Source organism: Streptomyces sp. TP-A0356, from assembly GCF_001417775.1.
Lineage (GTDB): Bacteria > Actinomycetota > Actinomycetes > Streptomycetales > Streptomycetaceae > Streptomyces.
This window is the reverse complement of record NZ_BBZJ01000015.1, coordinates 448507-464757: the sequence shown is the minus strand read 5'-3', so window position 1 is coordinate 464757 and position 16251 is coordinate 448507. Positions and strand designations below refer to the sequence as shown.

Sequence of the window (16251 nt, the reverse complement as noted above, 5' to 3'; positions counted from 1 at the left end):
ACCGGCCGTCTTGGTCGGAGGGCCGGTGGCTCCATCGCGCGCTGTCTTGGTCGGAGGGCCGACGGCCCCACCACCCGCCGTCCCGGCCGGACGGCCCCGGCGCACCCCTGTCCCGACGGGACGGCCCCGACACCGCCCGGCCGCGGCGCCCCCTCGCGCCGCGGCCGTCCCGGCGCTTGCGCACCCCGGCCCGCTTGGCAAGTCCCGGGGCGGGGTTTCGACTGCAGAATCATGTAGTTCCGGGGCCTGGTCCGCCCATGGTCGACGACCAAGCTGGGAGCAGGACTCCCGTACGCGAAAGGCAGTTGTCGCGCCATGGCCCCCACCGCCCACCCGCAGACCACCGGTACCGAGCACGACGTCCCCGTGATCGACATCTCCGACATCGGCCCCGGCAGTACCCCGATCCAGCAGGCCATGGAGCTCATGCGTCGGCACGGGCCGGTGCTCGTGCGCCGGCTGCACGGGCGGGACGCGCTGTTCGTGGGCGATCTGGACCTGGTCACCGACCTCGCCGACGAGACGCGCTTCGCCAAGGCCATCGGCCCCGCGCTGGAGAACGTCCGTGAGTTCACCGCCGACGGCCTGTTCACCGCGTACAACGACGAACCCAACTGGGCCAAGGCCCACGACATCCTCATGCCCGCCTTCGCCCTGGGCTCCATGCGCACGTACCACCCCGTGATGCTGCGCGTCGCGCACAGGCTGATCGAATCCTGGGACCGGGCGAGCCGGGGCGGCCGGCCCGTGAACGTCCCCGACGACATGACGCGCATGACCCTCGACACGATCGGGCTCGCGGGATTCGGCTACGACTTCGGCTCCTTCGAGCGGGACGAGCCGCACCCCTTCGTCGAGTCGATGGTCCGCTGCCTGGAATGGAGCATGACCCGGCTGAGCCGGGTGCCGGGCAGCGACCACACCGCGGCGGACGCGGCCTTCCGCGACGACGCCGCCTACCTGGCGCAGGTCGTGGACGACGTGATCGCCGCACGCCGGGCGGGCGACGCGAAGACCGGCACGGACGACCTGCTCGGCCTCATGCTCACCGCGCCGCACCCCGCCGACGGTACGACCCTCGACACCGCCAACATACGCAACCAGGTGATCACCTTCCTGATCGCCGGCCACGAGACCACGTCCGGCGCGATGTCCTTCGCCCTGTACTACCTGGCCAAGAACCCCGCCGTGCTGCAACTCGTCCAGCGGGAAGCCGACGCCCTGTGGGGCGGCGTCGCCGACCCGGAACCCACGTACGAGGAGATCGGGCGGCTCACCTACACCCGGCAGGTGCTCAACGAGGCGCTTCGGCTGTGGCCGACCGCCGCCGCGTTCAGCCGGCGGGCCCGCACGGACACCGTGCTCGGCGGCCGCCTCCCCGTGCGCGCCGGACAGCCCGTCACCGTCCTCGCCCCCATGCTGCACCGGCAGCCGGTGTGGGGCGACAACCCCGAGCTGTTCGACCCCTCCCGCTTCACGCCCGAGGCGGAGGCCGCTCGCTCGCCGCACGCCTTCAAGCCGTTCGGCACCGGTGAACGCGCCTGCATCGGACGGCAGTTCGCCCTGCACGAGGCGACCATGCTGCTGGCGATGCTGGTGCACCGCTACCGCCTCCACGACCACGCCGACTACCGGCTCACGGTCAAGGAGACGCTCACCCTCAAGCCCGACGGATTCACCCTCACGCTGTCGCCGCGCACGGCCGCGGACCGGGAGCACGCACCCCTGCCAGGCGCTGTCCAGGGCCGTACCGACGCCGCGGTGGACGACACCACCCTGCCCGCCCGCGTACGCCCCGGCACCCGCGCGCTCTTCCTGCACGGAAGCAACTACGGCACCTGCCGCGACTTCGCCGGGCAACTCGCCGACGAGGCCGCCATGGTCGGCTGCGAGACCGAGGTCGCGCCCCTCGACGCGTACGCGGGCGGACTACCCACCGACCGTGTCGTCGTGATCACCGCCGCCTCCTACAACGGGCAGCCGACGGACGACGCCACCGCCTTCGCCGCCTGGCTGTCCGAGGACTCGTCGAGCGCGGCGGACGTCACCTACGCCGTTCTCGGCATCGGCGACCGCAACTGGGCCGCCACCTACCAGCACGTCCCGACCCGCATCGACGAGCGCCTCGACCGGCTGGGCGGCACCCGCCTCCTGGCGCGCGAGGCTGCCGACGCCTCCGGCGACCTCGGCGGCACCGTACGGGCATTCACCGCACGGCTGCGCACCGCCCTCCTGGAGCGGTACGGCGACCCGGACGCCACCGGCGGCACCGCGGAACCCGCCCGGTCGTACGAGGTCCGGACCCTCACCGGCGGATCGCTGGACGCGCTCGCCGAACGCCACGATCTGGTCCCGATGACCGTCACCGAGGCGTACGACCTGACCGCGCCCGGCCATCCGCGACTCAAGCGGTTCGTGCGCCTGGCCCTGCCCGACGGCACGACCTACCGCACCGGCGACCACGTCACCGTGCTCCCCGTCAACGACAAGGCCCTGGTCGAGCGGGCCGCCACCGCACTCGGCGTGGACCTCGACACCGTCCTGGACATCCGCGCCGCACGCCCGCGCCGCGACGGACTCGCCGTCGACCGCCCCCTGACGGTACGTCAACCCCTCACCCACCACGTCGAACTGCAGGAACGACCGACCGCCGGCCGGCTGGCCGCCCTCGCCGCCGCCAACCCGTGCCCGCCCGAGCGCCGTGAACTCGCCGCCCTCACCGACGACCCACGCACCCTCGTCGAGCTGATCGAGGCCTACCCGGCCCTGCGCGGCGCCCTGGACTGGCCGGCGCTGCTCGAGGTCCTCACGCCTCTGCGCCCGCGCCACTACTCGGTGTCCTCGTCGTCCGTGACCGACCCAGGTCACATCGACCTCATGGTCTCGCTCCTGCAGGCCCCGGCCCGCTCGGGCAACGGCACCTATCGCGGTACCGGCTCCGGCCACCTCACCGCCGTCCAGCGCGGCGACACCGTCCTGGCGCGGATCCAGCCCTGCCGTGAGGCCTTCCGGGTCGACCATGCGGACGCGGTCATCATGATCGCGGCAGGCACCGGCCTCGCCCCGTTCCGCGGAGCCATCGCGGACCGCGTGCGGGCGCTGGCCGAGGGCGCCCGCCTCGCCCCGGCCGTCTGCTACTTCGGCTGCGACGCACCGGACGCGGACTTCCTGCACGCGGAGGAACTGCGCGCCGCAGAGGCCGCGGGCGCGGTCTCGCTGCGCCCCGCGTTCAGCGCCGCGCCCGTCGGCGGTGTCACCTTCGTCCAGCACCGCATCGCCGCCGAGGCCGACGAGGTGTGGCGGCTGCTGGACGCCGGGGCCCGCGTGTACGTCTGCGGCGACGGATCCCGGATGGCGCCGGGCGTCCGGGCGGCCTTCCGCGCGCTGCACGGCGAGCGGACACCGGGCGGGGACTCCGAGCGGTGGCTGAACGAGCTGATCGCATCGGGACGGTATGTCGAGGACGTGTACGCGGCCGGGTGAGCGGAGGACACGTGGGCGCGGCCGAGTGAGCCGAGGACACGTGGACGCGGCCGGGTGAGCGGAGGACACGTGGACGCGGCCGGTCGGCCGAGAGCGGGCCGGGCGGCGGGTGACCGTCGGCCGTCCGCCGCGCCGACATGTGAAGCACGGCCGGGGGCGGCGGCGGGGGCGGCGGCGGGGGGTATGCCGTCGTCGGCCGTACGTGGCACAGTGGGCCCACGTCGGCGAGCGGGGCTGCGGCCGGAAGGGGGCACACCGCGCTCCGGATGCCGCGGGACGTCCGCCCTGCGACGGCGACCCTGGCCGACCCCGGCCGCGTCCGTCCCGGCTGCCCCGCCCGCGCGGACGCGATGGCCCGCACGCCCCGGGCCGCGTACGCCGCCCTCGACGGTATCGCCGAGCCCCTCGCCGACCGCACCACGCGCCCTTCCGCCGTACCGCCTGCTCAGGTCTTAAATTAGGGTGTGATTTAAGCGCGCGCGGATCGGGGGCCCGGGATGGCACAGCGGTATCGTGCAGGTCGGGCAGGGCGGAAGGAGCCATATGGCGGGGCGGAACGGGCGCACGGTGCGCGATCTGCGCCGGGGCAATCGCGCCGAGGTGTTGCGGCGGCTGTACTTCGACGGCCCCATGAGCCGATTCGAGCTCGGCCCGGCGACCGGTCTGAGCTCCGGCTCCATCAGCAACGTGGTCGCCGAACTGGTCTCCGACGGCCTGGTCGAGGAGGCCGGCAGTGTCGACTCCGACGGCGGCCGCCCGCGCACCCTGCTGCGCGTGGCGCCCGCCAGCGGCCACATGATCGGCGTCGACGTCGGCGAGACCCGGGTGCGGGTCGAGCTGTTCGACCTGACCCTCACCGAACTCGCCCGCACCGATCGCCCGTTGGAGCACCAGCGGTACGACGTCGAGGGCGTCGTGGGCCATGTCCGCGACGGCGTGTCGGAGGTCCTGGGCGCCGCGGGCATCGCCCCCGAACGGCTCCTCGGCATCGGCATCGGCGTACCCGGCATCGTCGCCCGCACCTCCGACCTGGGGGCCGTCGTGCACGGCCAGACCATCGGCTGGGACGCCGTGCCGTTCGAGTCCCTGCTCCGTTCCACGTGCCAACTCCCCGAGTCCGTCCCCTACTTCATCGACAACGGAGCCAAGACCCTCGGTCAGGCCGAGATGTGGTTCGGCGCCGGACGCGGTGCCCACAGCGCGGTCGTGGTCCTCTTCGGTTCCGGTGTCGGCGCCTGCCTCGTCACCGAGGAGGTGGGCAGCGGCCGGGCCGTGGAGTGGGGCCACCTGACCGTACGGGTCAGGGGGCGCCGGTGCCGGTGCGGAGCCCTCGGCTGTCTGGAGGCGTACGCGGGCGCGGAAGCGCTCCTCGACCGCTGGCGAGAGCAGGGCGGACGGCCGCCGGTGGACGCCGACGAGGAGACCGCACTGACCGCCCTGCTGGCCGCGGCCTACCCGCCCGAGGGCAGCGCGGCCGACCCGGTCGCGGTGGCCGTCCTGGAGGAGACCGCCGAATACCTGGGCGCGGGCCTGTCCGACCTGATCAATCTCTTCCAGCCCGAGCGGATCCTGATCGGCGGCTGGGCGGGCCTTCAGCTCGGCTCCCGGTTCCTGCCCGCGGTACGGCGCCACGCGACGTCGTACGCCCTGCGGTATCCGGCCGAGCGGGTCTCCATCGACCTCGGCAGACTGGGCCCGGACGCCGTGACGGTCGGCGCGGCGATCCTGCCGCTCGCCGACTTCTTCGCCCGCGGCGGCCGACGCGCGGAGCCGGCCCACGAGGGCCGCCCGCCCGCCTGGCAGACGGCCCTGGAGGAACGCACACCGCGCTGACCCGATCCCGCGGACCAGGGGCTGCCGGGGTTCGCGCCCCGCCGAGGCCGGCGCGATGGAGGGGGATCGCGCCAGGGCAGGGCATACAGCGCCCGCCGAGTCGCGCGGCATGCCGGGGCGGCCATGCGGGGCGGCCATGCGGGGCGGCCATGCGGGGCGGCCATGCGCGGCGGTGCATTCCGGCGCGCGCCGTCGCGGGCTACGCGATCGCGCGGGCGGTACGCGCCTGTGTGACCAGTCGCCGTCCGGGGCACCGCAGTTGTCGGCCGTGCCCGCCGGGGTTCCCCGTTGGCCGGTGGTGCCCGCCGGCATTCCCCGTTGGCCGGTCGTGGCCGTCGGCGTCCCACTCCGGGGCCGCGCCGTCCGACGCGCCCAGGTTGCGGGACCTGCTCGGTCGGCCGAGGATTCGCCGGGTTTCGGCCACGGGACTCGCGGTACTCGCGCCTCGCCCCGAAGGGGCCCGCGTCTCGCCGGCGGGCCCGCCGCCTTTGAAGAACGGAGTATCCGCCGTGACCGATCAACAGCCCGAGGGTCCCGGCGAGAAGGCCGACCCGATTCCGCGGGACATGCCGGACCAGCAGGCCCATGAGGGCGAGGACCCGTGGGACGTCCGTCCCGGAGAGGACGACGCCGACGTGCCCGACACCGACGAGGCGGGCACGGGCAGGCAGGGTGCCCCGCAGTCGGGCGCCGTCCATCCCGAACACCCCGTACCGGACGAGTCCACCGCCTGACCCGCACAGGAGGCCCCATGTCCCTGGCAGACCGGCTGCGCCGCTGGCCCGTCGCTCGCCAGCTCACCGGAGACGACCGTACGGGCCGCGGCGCGGCGGCGAAGTCGCCGCACACGCAACGGCTGCGACCGCGTACGGACACCGCCGAACGGGTGGTGTCCTCCATCTGTCCGTACTGTGCGGTCGGCTGCGGCCAGCAGGTGTACGTGAAGGACGAGAGGGTCGTCCAGATCGAGGGCGACCCGCGCTCGCCGGTCAGCCGTGGCCGCCTGTGCCCCAAGGGCGCCGCGACCCTTCAGCTCACCACCGGGTCGGCCCGCGTTCGCCAGGTCCTCTACCGGCGCCCGTACGGCACCGACTGGGAGCCCCTCGACCTGGAGACGGCGATGGACATGGTCGCCGACCGCGTGATCCGCACCCGCCGGGAGAGCTGGGAATGGGAGCGGGAGGGCATCCGCACGGCCCGCACGATGGGCATCGCCAGTCTCGGCGGCGCCACCCTCGACAACGAGGAGAACTACCTCATCAAGAAGCTGCTGACCGGCCTCGGCGTGGTCCAGGTGGAGAACCAGGCCCGGGTCTGCCACAGCTCCACGGTCGCCGGCCTCGGCACCTCCTTCGGCCGGGGCGGCGCCACCACCTTCATGCAGGACCTCCAGCACTCCGACTGCATCGTCATCCAGGGCTCCAACTACGCCGAGTGCCACCCCGTCGGCTTCCAGTGGGTGATGGAGGCCAAACTGCGCGGCGCCCGCATCATCCACATCGACCCGCGCTTCACCCGCACCAGCGCGCTCGCCGACCTGCACGTCCCGATCCGCGCGGGCACCGACATCGCCTTCCTCGGCGGGATCATCAACTACGTGCTCACCCAGGAGAAGGACTTCCGTGAGTACGTCCTGAACTACACGAACGCGGCCACCCTGGTCGGTGAGGACTTCCGCGACACCGAGGACCTCGACGGCGTCTTCTCCGGCCTCGACGAGGACAAGCGCCACTACGATCCGCACAGCTGGCAGTACGAGGGCGTCGAGGTCCAGCAGCCCACCGGCGAGGCCGACGAACAGTACGACGACCAGGTCCACCACACCGCCGGACCCGAGGCCCACGGCTCCGGCGGCGCCCGCACCGGCCACCGCGCCCCGACCGACCCGACACTGCAACACCCGCGCTGCGTCTACCAGATCCTCAAGCGCCACTACGCCCGCTACACCCCCGAGGCGGTCGAGGAGATCTGCGGGGTCCCGCGCGAGACCTTCCTGCGGGTGTGCGCGGAGCTGACCGCCAACTCGGGGCCCGAGCGGACGAGTTCGTTCGTGTACGCGGTCGGCTGGACCCAGCACTCCACCGGCTCGCAGTACATCCGCGCCGCGAGCATCCTCCAACTGCTGCTCGGCAACATCGGCCGCCCCGGCGGCGGCATCCAGGCGCTGCGCGGTCACGCCTCCATCCAGGGCTCCAGCGACATCCCCACCCTCTTCAACCTGCTGCCCGGCTACATCCCGATGCCGCACGCCCACGCCGACATGAGCCTCGACCACTTCGTCGCCACCAGCCGCACCGAGAAGGGCTTCTGGGCGAACATGCGCGCCTACCTCGTCAGCCTCCTGAAGGCGTACTACGGCGACGCGGCCACCCCCGACAACGACTTCTGCTTCGACCACCTCCCACGGCTGACCGGCTCGCACTCGACGTACGACACGGTGATGGCCCAGCTCGACGGCGTCTGCAAGGGCTACTTCCTGATGGGCGAGAACCCCGCCGTCGGATCCGCCAACACCCGGCTGCAGCGCCTCGGCATGGCCAACCTCGACTGGCTGGTCGTGCGTGACTTCTCCCTCATCGAGTCCGCGACCTGGTGGAAGGACGGTCCGGAGATCGAGAGCGGCGAACTGCGCACGGAGGACATCGGCACCGAGGTGTTCTTCTTCCCCGCCGCCGCGCACACGGAGAAGTCCGGCTCCTTCACCAACACCAACCGCTGGGTGCAGTGGCACTACCAGGCCGTCGAACCCCAGGGCGACGCACGCAGTGACCTGTGGTTCATGTACCACCTGGGCCGCCGCGTCAAGGAGAGGCTCGCCGGGTCCACCGACCCCATGGACCGGCCGATCCTCGACCTGACATGGGACTACCCGGTCGACGGACCGCTGCGGGAACCCGTCGCGGACGCCGTGCTCGCCGAGATCAACGGCCACGGCCCGGACGGCGGCCCGCTGAGCGCGTACACCGAACTGAAGGCCGACGGATCCACGAAGTGCGGCTGCTGGATCTACTGCGGGGTGTACGCGGACGGCGTCAACCAGGCCGCCCGCAGGAAGCCGCACACCGAACAGGACTGGGTGGCTCCCGAATGGGCCTGGGCCTGGCCGGCCAACCGCCGCATCCTCTACAACCGCGCCTCCGCCGCCCCCGACGGCACCCCCTGGAGCGAGCGCAAGAAGTACGTCTGGTGGGATCCGGACGCGCGGAGGTGGACCGGCCACGACGTCCCCGACTTCATACCGGACCGCGCCCCGGACCACATACCCGAGGACGACGCGACCGGACCCGACGCGCTGCGCGGCGACGACCCGTTCATCATGCAGGCCGACGGCAAGGGCTGGCTGTTCACACCAGCGGGCCTGGAGGACGGCCCGCTGCCCACGCACTACGAGCCGCAGGACTCCCCGTTCCCGAACGCCCTGTATCCACGGGCCCCACGCAACCCCGTACGGCAGCTGCTGTCCCGCGAGGGCAACCGCTACCACCCGAGCGGCGACGAGAAGGGCGCCGACGTGTTCCCGTACGTCGTCACCACGCACCGGCTGACCGAGCACTTCACGGCGGGCGGCATGAGCCGCTGGTCGGAGTATCTGTCCGAGCTGCAGCCGGAGTTCTTCTGCGAGGTCTCGCCCGCCCTCGCCCATGAGCGCGGACTGGAGCACGGCGACTGGGCCACGATCGTCACCGCGCGGGGCGCCGTCGAGGCGCGGGTGCTGGTGACCGAGCGGATCCGGCCCCTGACGGTGCAGGGACGCACGGTCCACCAGATCGGACTGCCGTTCCACTGGGGCCCCAACGGCGTCTCCACCGGCGACGCCGCCAACGAACTGGTGGCCGTCGCGCTCGACCCCAACGGCCACATCCAGGAGGACAAGGCGCTCACCGCCGACATCCGGCCCGGCCGCAGGCCACGCGGACCGGAGCTGCCGAAGCTGGTCGCCGAGTACCGCAGGCGGGCCGGGATCACCGAGAGGACCGGGACGGAGACGAGGGCATGAGCGAGGAACAGGTGGAACGGGTCGGCTTCTTCACCGACACCTCCGTCTGCATCGGCTGCAAGGCGTGCGAGGTCGCCTGCAAGGAGTGGAACGCGATCCCGGAGGACGGGCTCTCGCTGACCGGGATGTCGTACGACAACACGCAGGCGCTGGGCGCCTCCACGTGGCGGCACGTGGCGTTCATCGAGCAGCCCACGCCGGAGGGGCGCACCCGACTCCCGCTGGTGGAGGGGCAGTCGACGGCCCAGGAGACGGCGGTGGACGGCGGCGGGATGCGCTGGCTGATGTCCTCCGACGTGTGCAAGCACTGCACCCACGCGGCGTGCCTCGACGTCTGCCCGACGGGCTCGCTCTTCCGCACCGAGTTCGGCACGGTGGTCGTGCAGGAGGACATCTGCAACGGCTGCGGCTACTGCGTGCCGGCCTGCCCGTACGGCGTGATCGAGCAACGCCCGGCCGACGGGCGGGCGTTCAAGTGCACCATGTGCTACGACCGGCTCGGCACCGGCCTGGAACCGGCCTGCGCGAAGGCGTGCCCCACGGAGTCCATCCAGTTCGGTCCGCTGGACGAACTGCGCGAGCGGGCCGCGCTGCGCGTCGACCAGCTGCACGAGGCCGGGGTCACCGACGCGCGGCTGTACGGCCACGACCCGGACGACGGGGTCGGCGGCGACGGCGCGTTCTTCCTCCTCCTCGACGAGCCCGAGGTGTACGGGCTGCCCCCGGATCCGGTCGTCACCACCCGCGACCTGCCCACGATGTGGAAGCACGCGGGCGCCGCCGCCCTCTCGTTGCTCGGCGGTGTCGCGCTGTCGTTCGCGGTGGCCGGAAGGGGGCGGCGATGACCAGCGCCGAGAGCTCGACACCGAAGGTCAGGGGGCGGCGCGGGGACCGGCCCATGGTTCCGAAGGCCGAGTTCGGCTCGTACTACGGGCGGCCCGTCATCAAGGCGCCGTCGTGGGCGTCCCGGGACATCGCCGGGTACTTCTTCCTCGGCGGGCTCGCCGGCGCGGGCTCGGTGTTCGCGGCGGCCGCCCACGTCACGGGCCGTCCGCGCACGGCGACCGCGATGAAGGTCTCCTCGCTCGCCGCCGTGTCGCTGTCGGCCGCCGCCCTCATCCACGACCTGGGCCGCCCGGCCCGGTTCGCGAACATGCTCCGGGTGATCAAGCCGACCTCGCCGATGAGTGTCGGCTCGTGGCTGCTGTCGGCGTACGGGCCGGCTGCGGGTGCGGCCGCGGCGAGCGCCGTCACCGGGCGGCTGCCGCGGATCGGCGCTCTGGGCACCGGGACCGCCGCACTGCTCGGCCCGGCCGTCGCCTCGTACACGGGCGTGCTCGCCGCGGACACGGCCGTACCCGCCTGGCACGGCGCCCACCGTGAGCTGCCCCATCTGTTCGCGGCCTCCGCGACCGCCGCCGCTGCGGGCATGGCCCTGGTCGTCGGCCCTCCGGGCGAGAACGGCCCGGCCCGCTGGGCGGCCGGACTGGCCGCGCTCGCCGACACGGCCCTCTCGACGGCCGCCGAGCGGCGCCTCGGGATGGTGGCCGAGACCTGGCGGGAAGGACGGGCGGGCACCCTGTTGCGCACGGCCCGGACGCTGACCCTCACCGGCGCCGCGGGCGCGGCCGTCCTCGGCCACCGTCGTGGCGCGGCCGTCGCCTCGGGTCTCGCCCTGCTCGCGGGTTCGGTCTGCACTCGCTTCGGGGTCTTCGCGGCGGGCATCGCGTCGGCGGAGGACCCGCGGTACACGGTGGTGCCACAGCGGGAGCGGGCCGTGAGGTAGCGGCGGGCACCGGAAGGGGCGCCGGCAGCCGGGGGACCGGTTCGGGCGGCGCCCCGCCGGCGCCTAGGCGCGGGACGCGAACGCGTCGACGCCCGTCAACTCGGCCGAGGCCTCCCACAGGCGCGCGGCCTGCTCCGGGTCGATCGCCCAGTCCTTGACACCGCCGCGCCCACCGTCCGCGGGCGCCGGTTCCGCGATGTCGCAGTCCTCGCAGTACACCCCGCCCAGGTCCGCGAGCTGGGGCGAGGTCGCGGCCCAGACCTGCGTGGCCGCGCCCTGCTCGGGCGTCTTGAACGCATCGGGGTCCACCAGTGCGCCGGTCTCGTCGATCCAGCCGCGCTCGATCATCTCCTCCTTGGCGAGATGACGCTGCAGCGGCGTGAGGATCCCGCCCGGGTGCAGGGAGAACGCTCGGACGCCGTGCTCCTTGCCGAGCCGGTCGAGGTGCACGGCGAACAGGACGTTCGCGGTCTTCGCCTGCCCGTACGCCTCCCACTTGTCGTACCCCTGCCTCCAGTGCAGGTCGTCCCAGCGGATCCCGGAGCGGTGGTGACCGGCGGACGACACGGACACGACCCGGGCCCCGCCGGGCTCGATGGCGGGCCACAGCCGGTTGACGAGCGCGAAGTGCCCCAGGTGGTTGGTGGCGAACTGGGCCTCCCAGCCGGGCCCGACCCGGGTCTCCGGGCTGGCCATGATCGCGGCGTTGGCGATCACGATGTCGACGGTGCGGCCGGAGGCGAGGAACCGGTCGGCGAAGGCGCGCACGCTGTCCAGGTCCCCGAGGTCGAGTTCGTCCACCTCCACCCGGTCGAGGCCCGCCAGCGCCTCCTCGGCGACGGCCCGGCGCCGCGCCGGTACGACGACCCGGGCGCCCGCCCTGGTGAGCGCACGCGTCGTCTCCAGGCCGAGCCCGGAGTAGCCGCCCGTCACGATCGCGAGCTTGCCGGAGAGGTCGATCCCCTCGAGTACGTCGTCCGCTGTGCTCCTGGCGCCGAAGCCGGACCCGATCTTGTGCTGTGCAGTGCTCATGCGGCGACGCTACGAACTGGAGCGCACTCGAAGTCAAGCAGCCGCCCCCGCGTATCGCGGTCGGGGCAGAGAAGAGCCCCGACCGCGACGGGGGAATCACGGTCGGGGCGGTCTGTGGTGGGTGCGCACGGCGGTCGCCTCTCGGCGAAAGGCTCCACAGGGCTTCAGCCGAACGATCGTCCCTGTGGGCAAGAGATGAGGCCCGGGGACACTGTCCCGTCCGCACCCACGGCTTGTTCAACGAGAAACTACCGGTCAGTGTTCCGGAAAACCGGGGGTCTCGATGTGATCTACGCCACCAGCGCCGTGTGTCCTCGCCGACCGGGTCCCAGGGGTGGGGGCGGACCGGGTCCTGGGTGCCGGGGCGGCCCTGCGTGCGGGGCGGCCCTAGGTGTCGGGCGCCAGCGGGCTGTCCGCCAGCATCGCCAGCAGATGCGCGGGATCGCGGTAGATGGCGCGGGCTCCGGCCTCCAGCAGATCGGCCCTCGGAATGCCACCGGACAGCAGACCGACGCACGTCACCCCGGCCCGGGTGCCCGACCGCATGTCCCACACCGTGTCGCCCACGAACACCGCCGACTCCGGCGGCACGCCGACCAGATCCAGGGCGTGTTCCACGGGCTCGGGCGCCGGCTTGCCGGCTTCCACGTCGTCCGCGCTCGCCGTCGCCGCGATGGCGTCGTCCGCCCCGATCGCCTGGCGCAGCGCCGACAGCTCGCGCCCGCTCGCCGACGTGGCGAGCACGACGTTCCAGCCGTCGTGGTCGAGCCGACGCAGCAGCCGTCCGGCGTCCTTGAGCGGCGGCAGGCGTTCGAAGAACGTCCCGTAGAGGGCCGTGTGCGCGGCGATGAGCTGGTCGACCTCGTCCCGGTCCCGGCCGCCCAGAAGGTGAGCGATCAGATCCTCGGAGCCCAGCCCCACCGAACGGTGGATGGCGTGCATCGGCACCTGGTGACCCGCCTGCCGGAAGGCCTCCCACCATGTCGTGACATGCAGATGATTGGTGTCGACGAGGGTGCCGTCCACGTCGAACACCGCCGCCCGTCCCATGACCGGTCCTCTCCTCACGTTCGGGATCGGGTACCACGTGACGTGCCCGCCACACGCCCGGGCACCGCCCGCTCACGGGTCCAGGCCAGCAGCTCGTCCGCGGTCCAGGTGGTGACCACGCGTTCGGCGGGCACCTCACACTCCTCGGCCCGGGCACAGCCGTTGATCTGCCAGTCCAGCTGGCCGGGGGCGTGCGCGTCGGTGTCGATCGAGAACAGCACCCCCGCCTCGACCGCCTGCCGCAGCAGCCGGCGCGGCGGGTCCAGCCGCTCGGGCCGGCTGTTGATCTCCACGGCCGTACCGGACTCGGCACACGCCGCGAACACCGCGTCCGCGTCGAACTCCGACGGAGGGCGACCGCGCCCGGTGACCAGCCGTCCCGTGCAGTGGCCGAGCACGTCGGCCAGCGGATTGCGCACGGCGGCGATCATGCGGCGGGTCATCGACCGGGCGTCCATGCGCAGCTTGGAGTGCACCGAGACCACCACGACATCGAGCTGGTCGAGGAGCTCCGGCTCCTGGTCCAGCGACCCGTCGTCGAGGATGTCGCACTCGATGCCGGTGAGCAGGCGGAACGGCGCCCACCGCGCGTTCAGCGCGGCCACCACCTCCAGCTGCTCGCGCAGGCGTTCGGCGGACAGTCCGCGGGCCACGGTGAGCCTGGGGGAGTGGTCGGTGAGCGCCGCCCACTCGTGTCCGAGCCGTGCCGCCGTCCTGCCCATCTCCTCGATCGGGCTGCCGCCGTCGGACCAGTCGGAGTGCAGATGGCAGTCACCGCGCAGCAGCGCCCGCAGCCGTTCGCCGCCCCGCGCCGTCGGAGCCTGCCCCTCCTGCTCCAGCTTCTCCAGATAGCCGGGGACCCGTCCGGCCAGTGCCTCCCGCACCACCTGGGCCGTCTTCGGGCCGACGCCCTTGAGCGACTCCAGCGTCCCGGCGGCCGCACGCTCGGCGATCTCACCCGCGGGCAGAGAGGCCAGCACGGAGGCAGCGGTGCGAAAGGCCCGTACGCGATAGGTGGGGGCCCCGGCCCGCTCCAGCAGGAACGCGATCCGGTCCAGGGCTGCGACGGGATCCATCGGCACCTCCTTCCCCCAGCCTTGCCCAGGGGCGTGCGGCTCGCACGGCGGACGGGGGCTGATGCCCCCACCCGGCCGGAGGCCCGCGACGGCGCAGGTCACCGGGCGTCCGCGGGGCCGCTCCGGTCAGTGTCCGCCCCGCGCCGGCCGCCCGGGGCGCTCTCCTCCGCGAGGCGCTCTACCCTCGATTCATGACCGAAATCGCGAGCCCCCACATCTGCCATCCGCGCATCCTGGTGCTCGGGGTCCAGCCGGGCAACCCGCCCTTCCGGATCGTGGAGGTCGACGGCCAGATGGTCGGCGAGGCGAGGTCGCTCACCGACGTGCTGGCGGTCGCCGCGGAAGCCGGCATCCCGGTCCACGACCTCGACGACCCGGAGGTGGTCCGCTGGGTCGGCGGCGACAAGCTGACCTGGACGCTCCACCGCCGCCACTAGCCGGTTCCCGGCCGAGGAATGTGTGCCCCGGGGCGCCACACCTGGTCCATGAGCTGCTGACGACTCCGTCCGCCCGCGCCTGGGCCGCGGGCGGACGGAGCTGATCACTGTCGGCCGTGGCCGGTCGGTCAGCCGACCGTCCACTTCTGGTTGGCGCCACCGGAGCAGGACCAGATCTGGAGCCGGGTGCCGTTGGCGGAGTTGTTGTCCGTCACGTCCAGGCACTTGTTGGCCTGAGGGTTGACGATGTCGTGGGCGGCGGTGACCGTCCACTTCTGGTTGGCGCCGCCGGTGCAGTCCCACAACTGGACCTTGGAGCCGTCCGCCGTGCCATTGCCGACCACGTCCAGGCACTTGCCGAGCGCCCGCAGCGTGCCGTCCGGGGCCACCGTCCACTGCTGGGCGGCTGTGCCGTTGCAGTCGTAGAGCTGGACCGGGGTGCCGTTGGCGGAGTTCGCCGCCGCCACGTCCACGCACTTGCCCGCGAGACCGGTGATCGGGACGCCGGTGCCGCCGGGGCTGTCGCTGGTCGTCACCGTGACCGAGTCGACCACGAGTTGCTGCGGGAACACGGTGGAGCCGTCGGGGTCGCCGGGCCAGTAGCCGCCGACTGCGAGGTTGAGGATCAGGAAGAACGGCTTGTTGAACACCCAGGTCCTGCCGCCCAGATCGGCCGGGGTGCGCCGCTGGTAGACCGTGCCGTCCACGGACCAGGTGATCGAGTCGGGCGCCCAGTCGACCGCGAAGGTGTGGAACGCGTCCGCGAATGCCTGCCCGTTCGGCAGCGAGTACGCGGCGCCGATGCCCCCGGAGCCCGAGTAGCCGGGCCCGTGGATGGTGCCGTGGACGGTCGAGGGCTCGAAGCCGACGTTCTCCATCACATCGATCTCACCGCTGTTCGGCCAGCCGACCTGTCCGATGTCGTTGCCGAGCATCCAGAAGGCCGGCCACATGCCCTGCCCGCGGGGTATCTTCATCCGGGCCTCGACATGGCCGTACTGTGCCGTGAACTTCCCCGCCGTGTTCAGCCGGGCCGAGGTGTACTGGCAGGTGCCGTACCAGCACTGGTAGCCCGCCGGGTTCTCACGGCGGGCCGTGATCACCAGATGGCCCTGGCCGTCCAGTGCCGCGTTCCTGTTGCCGGGCGTGTAGTACTGCCGCTCATGGTTGTTGACGTTGTCGCCGGTCTCGATCTGCCACTTGGAGGAGTCGACGGCAGCACCGGCGGGGCCGTCGAAGGTGTCGGAGAAGACGGTGGCGTCCGCCGCCCGGGGTGCCGCGTGCGCCGGACCGGTGAAGGCCGACACGGCGAGCACCGCGGAGAGCGCGGCGAGCAGACATCTGCGGAGCAGGCGCGGGGGGTGCATGACGCTCCCTTCCGTACGGCCGCCCGGGCACGGGCCGCCGACTGAGGTGGGGGGTGCGGGCGCGGCCGAGCACGCCGACTGCGCCGGCAGGGTCCGTGGGGAGTTGATTCGCTTCTTGATTCAAGGGGTGAAGTAAGGGAACGTCAAGAGCTTGGTACGGACCAGTACTTGGGCATGCGTGCGAGCCCGT

The 16251-nt window shown here is 72.8% G+C and carries 11 protein-coding genes; 7 read left to right on the top strand and 4 right to left on the bottom strand.

The window, feature by feature from the left end; genetic code table 11:
- Positions 1–315: 315 nt before the first annotated feature.
- The 6 genes from ASC56_RS10665 (at position 316) to nrfD (ending at position 11099) form a co-directional block, all read left to right on the top strand.
- Positions 316–3483 (top strand): cytochrome P450, encoded by a 3168-nt coding sequence (locus ASC56_RS10665; RefSeq protein ID WP_055491010.1) that lies wholly within the window; start codon positions 316–318, stop codon positions 3481–3483.
- A 543-nt stretch (positions 3484–4026) separates the two neighbouring features.
- Positions 4027–5316 (top strand): ROK family transcriptional regulator, encoded by a 1290-nt coding sequence (locus tag ASC56_RS10660; protein ID WP_055491009.1) that lies wholly within the window; start codon positions 4027–4029, stop codon positions 5314–5316.
- A 509-nt stretch (positions 5317–5825) separates the two neighbouring features.
- Positions 5826–6050: a hypothetical protein gene (locus ASC56_RS10655; RefSeq protein ID WP_055491008.1), complete on the top strand. Its 225-nt coding sequence runs from the start codon at positions 5826–5828 to the stop codon at positions 6048–6050.
- A gap of 17 nt (positions 6051–6067) precedes the next feature.
- Positions 6068–9313 (top strand): formate dehydrogenase, encoded by a 3246-nt coding sequence (fdh, locus tag ASC56_RS10650; RefSeq protein ID WP_055491007.1) that lies wholly within the window; start codon positions 6068–6070, stop codon positions 9311–9313.
- Positions 9310–10158, top strand: coding sequence for a 4Fe-4S dicluster domain-containing protein (locus ASC56_RS10645; RefSeq protein ID WP_055491006.1), 849 nt, complete (start codon positions 9310–9312; stop codon positions 10156–10158). Before fdh ends, ASC56_RS10645 begins: the two co-directional genes overlap by 4 nt.
- Positions 10155–11099 (top strand): NrfD/PsrC family molybdoenzyme membrane anchor subunit, encoded by a 945-nt coding sequence (gene nrfD, locus ASC56_RS10640; protein ID WP_234376915.1) that lies wholly within the window; start codon positions 10155–10157, stop codon positions 11097–11099. The genes ASC56_RS10645 and nrfD overlap by 4 nt, the downstream gene beginning before the upstream one ends.
- A gap of 63 nt (positions 11100–11162) precedes the next feature.
- Here nrfD and ASC56_RS10635 read toward each other — a convergent pair whose 3' ends face one another.
- The 3 genes from ASC56_RS10635 to ASC56_RS10625 form a co-directional block, all read right to left on the bottom strand.
- Positions 11163–12131 (bottom strand): SDR family NAD(P)-dependent oxidoreductase, encoded by a 969-nt coding sequence (locus tag ASC56_RS10635; protein ID WP_055491005.1) that lies wholly within the window; start codon positions 12129–12131, stop codon positions 11163–11165.
- A gap of 387 nt (positions 12132–12518) precedes the next feature.
- A complete protein-coding gene (locus ASC56_RS10630; protein ID WP_055491004.1) occupies positions 12519–13181 on the bottom strand; it encodes an HAD family hydrolase in 663 nt (220 codons plus the stop codon).
- Between the two features lie 14 nt (positions 13182–13195).
- Positions 13196–14257, bottom strand: coding sequence for a PHP domain-containing protein (locus ASC56_RS10625; RefSeq protein ID WP_055491003.1), 1062 nt, complete (start codon positions 14255–14257; stop codon positions 13196–13198).
- A gap of 191 nt (positions 14258–14448) precedes the next feature.
- Between ASC56_RS10625 and ASC56_RS10620 the strand changes: the two genes are divergently transcribed.
- The gene (locus tag ASC56_RS10620; RefSeq protein WP_055491002.1) at positions 14449–14694 is read left to right on the top strand and encodes a hypothetical protein; all 246 of its coding nucleotides are present in this window, start codon (positions 14449–14451) and stop codon (positions 14692–14694) included.
- A 128-nt stretch (positions 14695–14822) separates the two neighbouring features.
- Here ASC56_RS10620 and ASC56_RS10615 read toward each other — a convergent pair whose 3' ends face one another.
- Positions 14823–16061 (bottom strand): ricin-type beta-trefoil lectin domain protein, encoded by a 1239-nt coding sequence (locus ASC56_RS10615; protein ID WP_055491001.1) that lies wholly within the window; start codon positions 16059–16061, stop codon positions 14823–14825.
- Between the last annotated feature and the right edge of the window lie 190 nt (positions 16062–16251).

What these genes read in the sequence shown, in the direction of transcription:
- ASC56_RS10665 (WP_055491010.1), top strand. Translation starts at nt 316, where the DNA reads ATGGCCCCCACCGCCCACCCGCAGACCACCGGTACCGAGCACGACGTC.
- ASC56_RS10660 (WP_055491009.1), top strand. Translation starts at nt 4,027, where the DNA reads ATGGCGGGGCGGAACGGGCGCACGGTGCGCGATCTGCGCCGGGGCAAT.
- fdh (WP_055491007.1), top strand. Translation starts at nt 6,068, where the DNA reads ATGTCCCTGGCAGACCGGCTGCGCCGCTGGCCCGTCGCTCGCCAGCTC.
- ASC56_RS10645 (WP_055491006.1), top strand. Translation starts at nt 9,310, where the DNA reads ATGAGCGAGGAACAGGTGGAACGGGTCGGCTTCTTCACCGACACCTCC.
- nrfD (WP_234376915.1), top strand. Translation starts at nt 10,155, where the DNA reads ATGACCAGCGCCGAGAGCTCGACACCGAAGGTCAGGGGGCGGCGCGGG.
- ASC56_RS10635 (WP_055491005.1), bottom strand. Translation starts at nt 12,131, where the DNA reads ATGAGCACTGCACAGCACAAGATCGGGTCCGGCTTCGGCGCCAGGAGC.
- ASC56_RS10630 (WP_055491004.1), bottom strand. Translation starts at nt 13,181, where the DNA reads ATGGGACGGGCGGCGGTGTTCGACGTGGACGGCACCCTCGTCGACACC.
- ASC56_RS10625 (WP_055491003.1), bottom strand. Translation starts at nt 14,257, where the DNA reads ATGGATCCCGTCGCAGCCCTGGACCGGATCGCGTTCCTGCTGGAGCGG.
- ASC56_RS10620 (WP_055491002.1), top strand. Translation starts at nt 14,449, where the DNA reads ATGACCGAAATCGCGAGCCCCCACATCTGCCATCCGCGCATCCTGGTG.
- ASC56_RS10615 (WP_055491001.1), bottom strand. Translation starts at nt 16,061, where the DNA reads ATGCACCCCCCGCGCCTGCTCCGCAGATGTCTGCTCGCCGCGCTCTCC.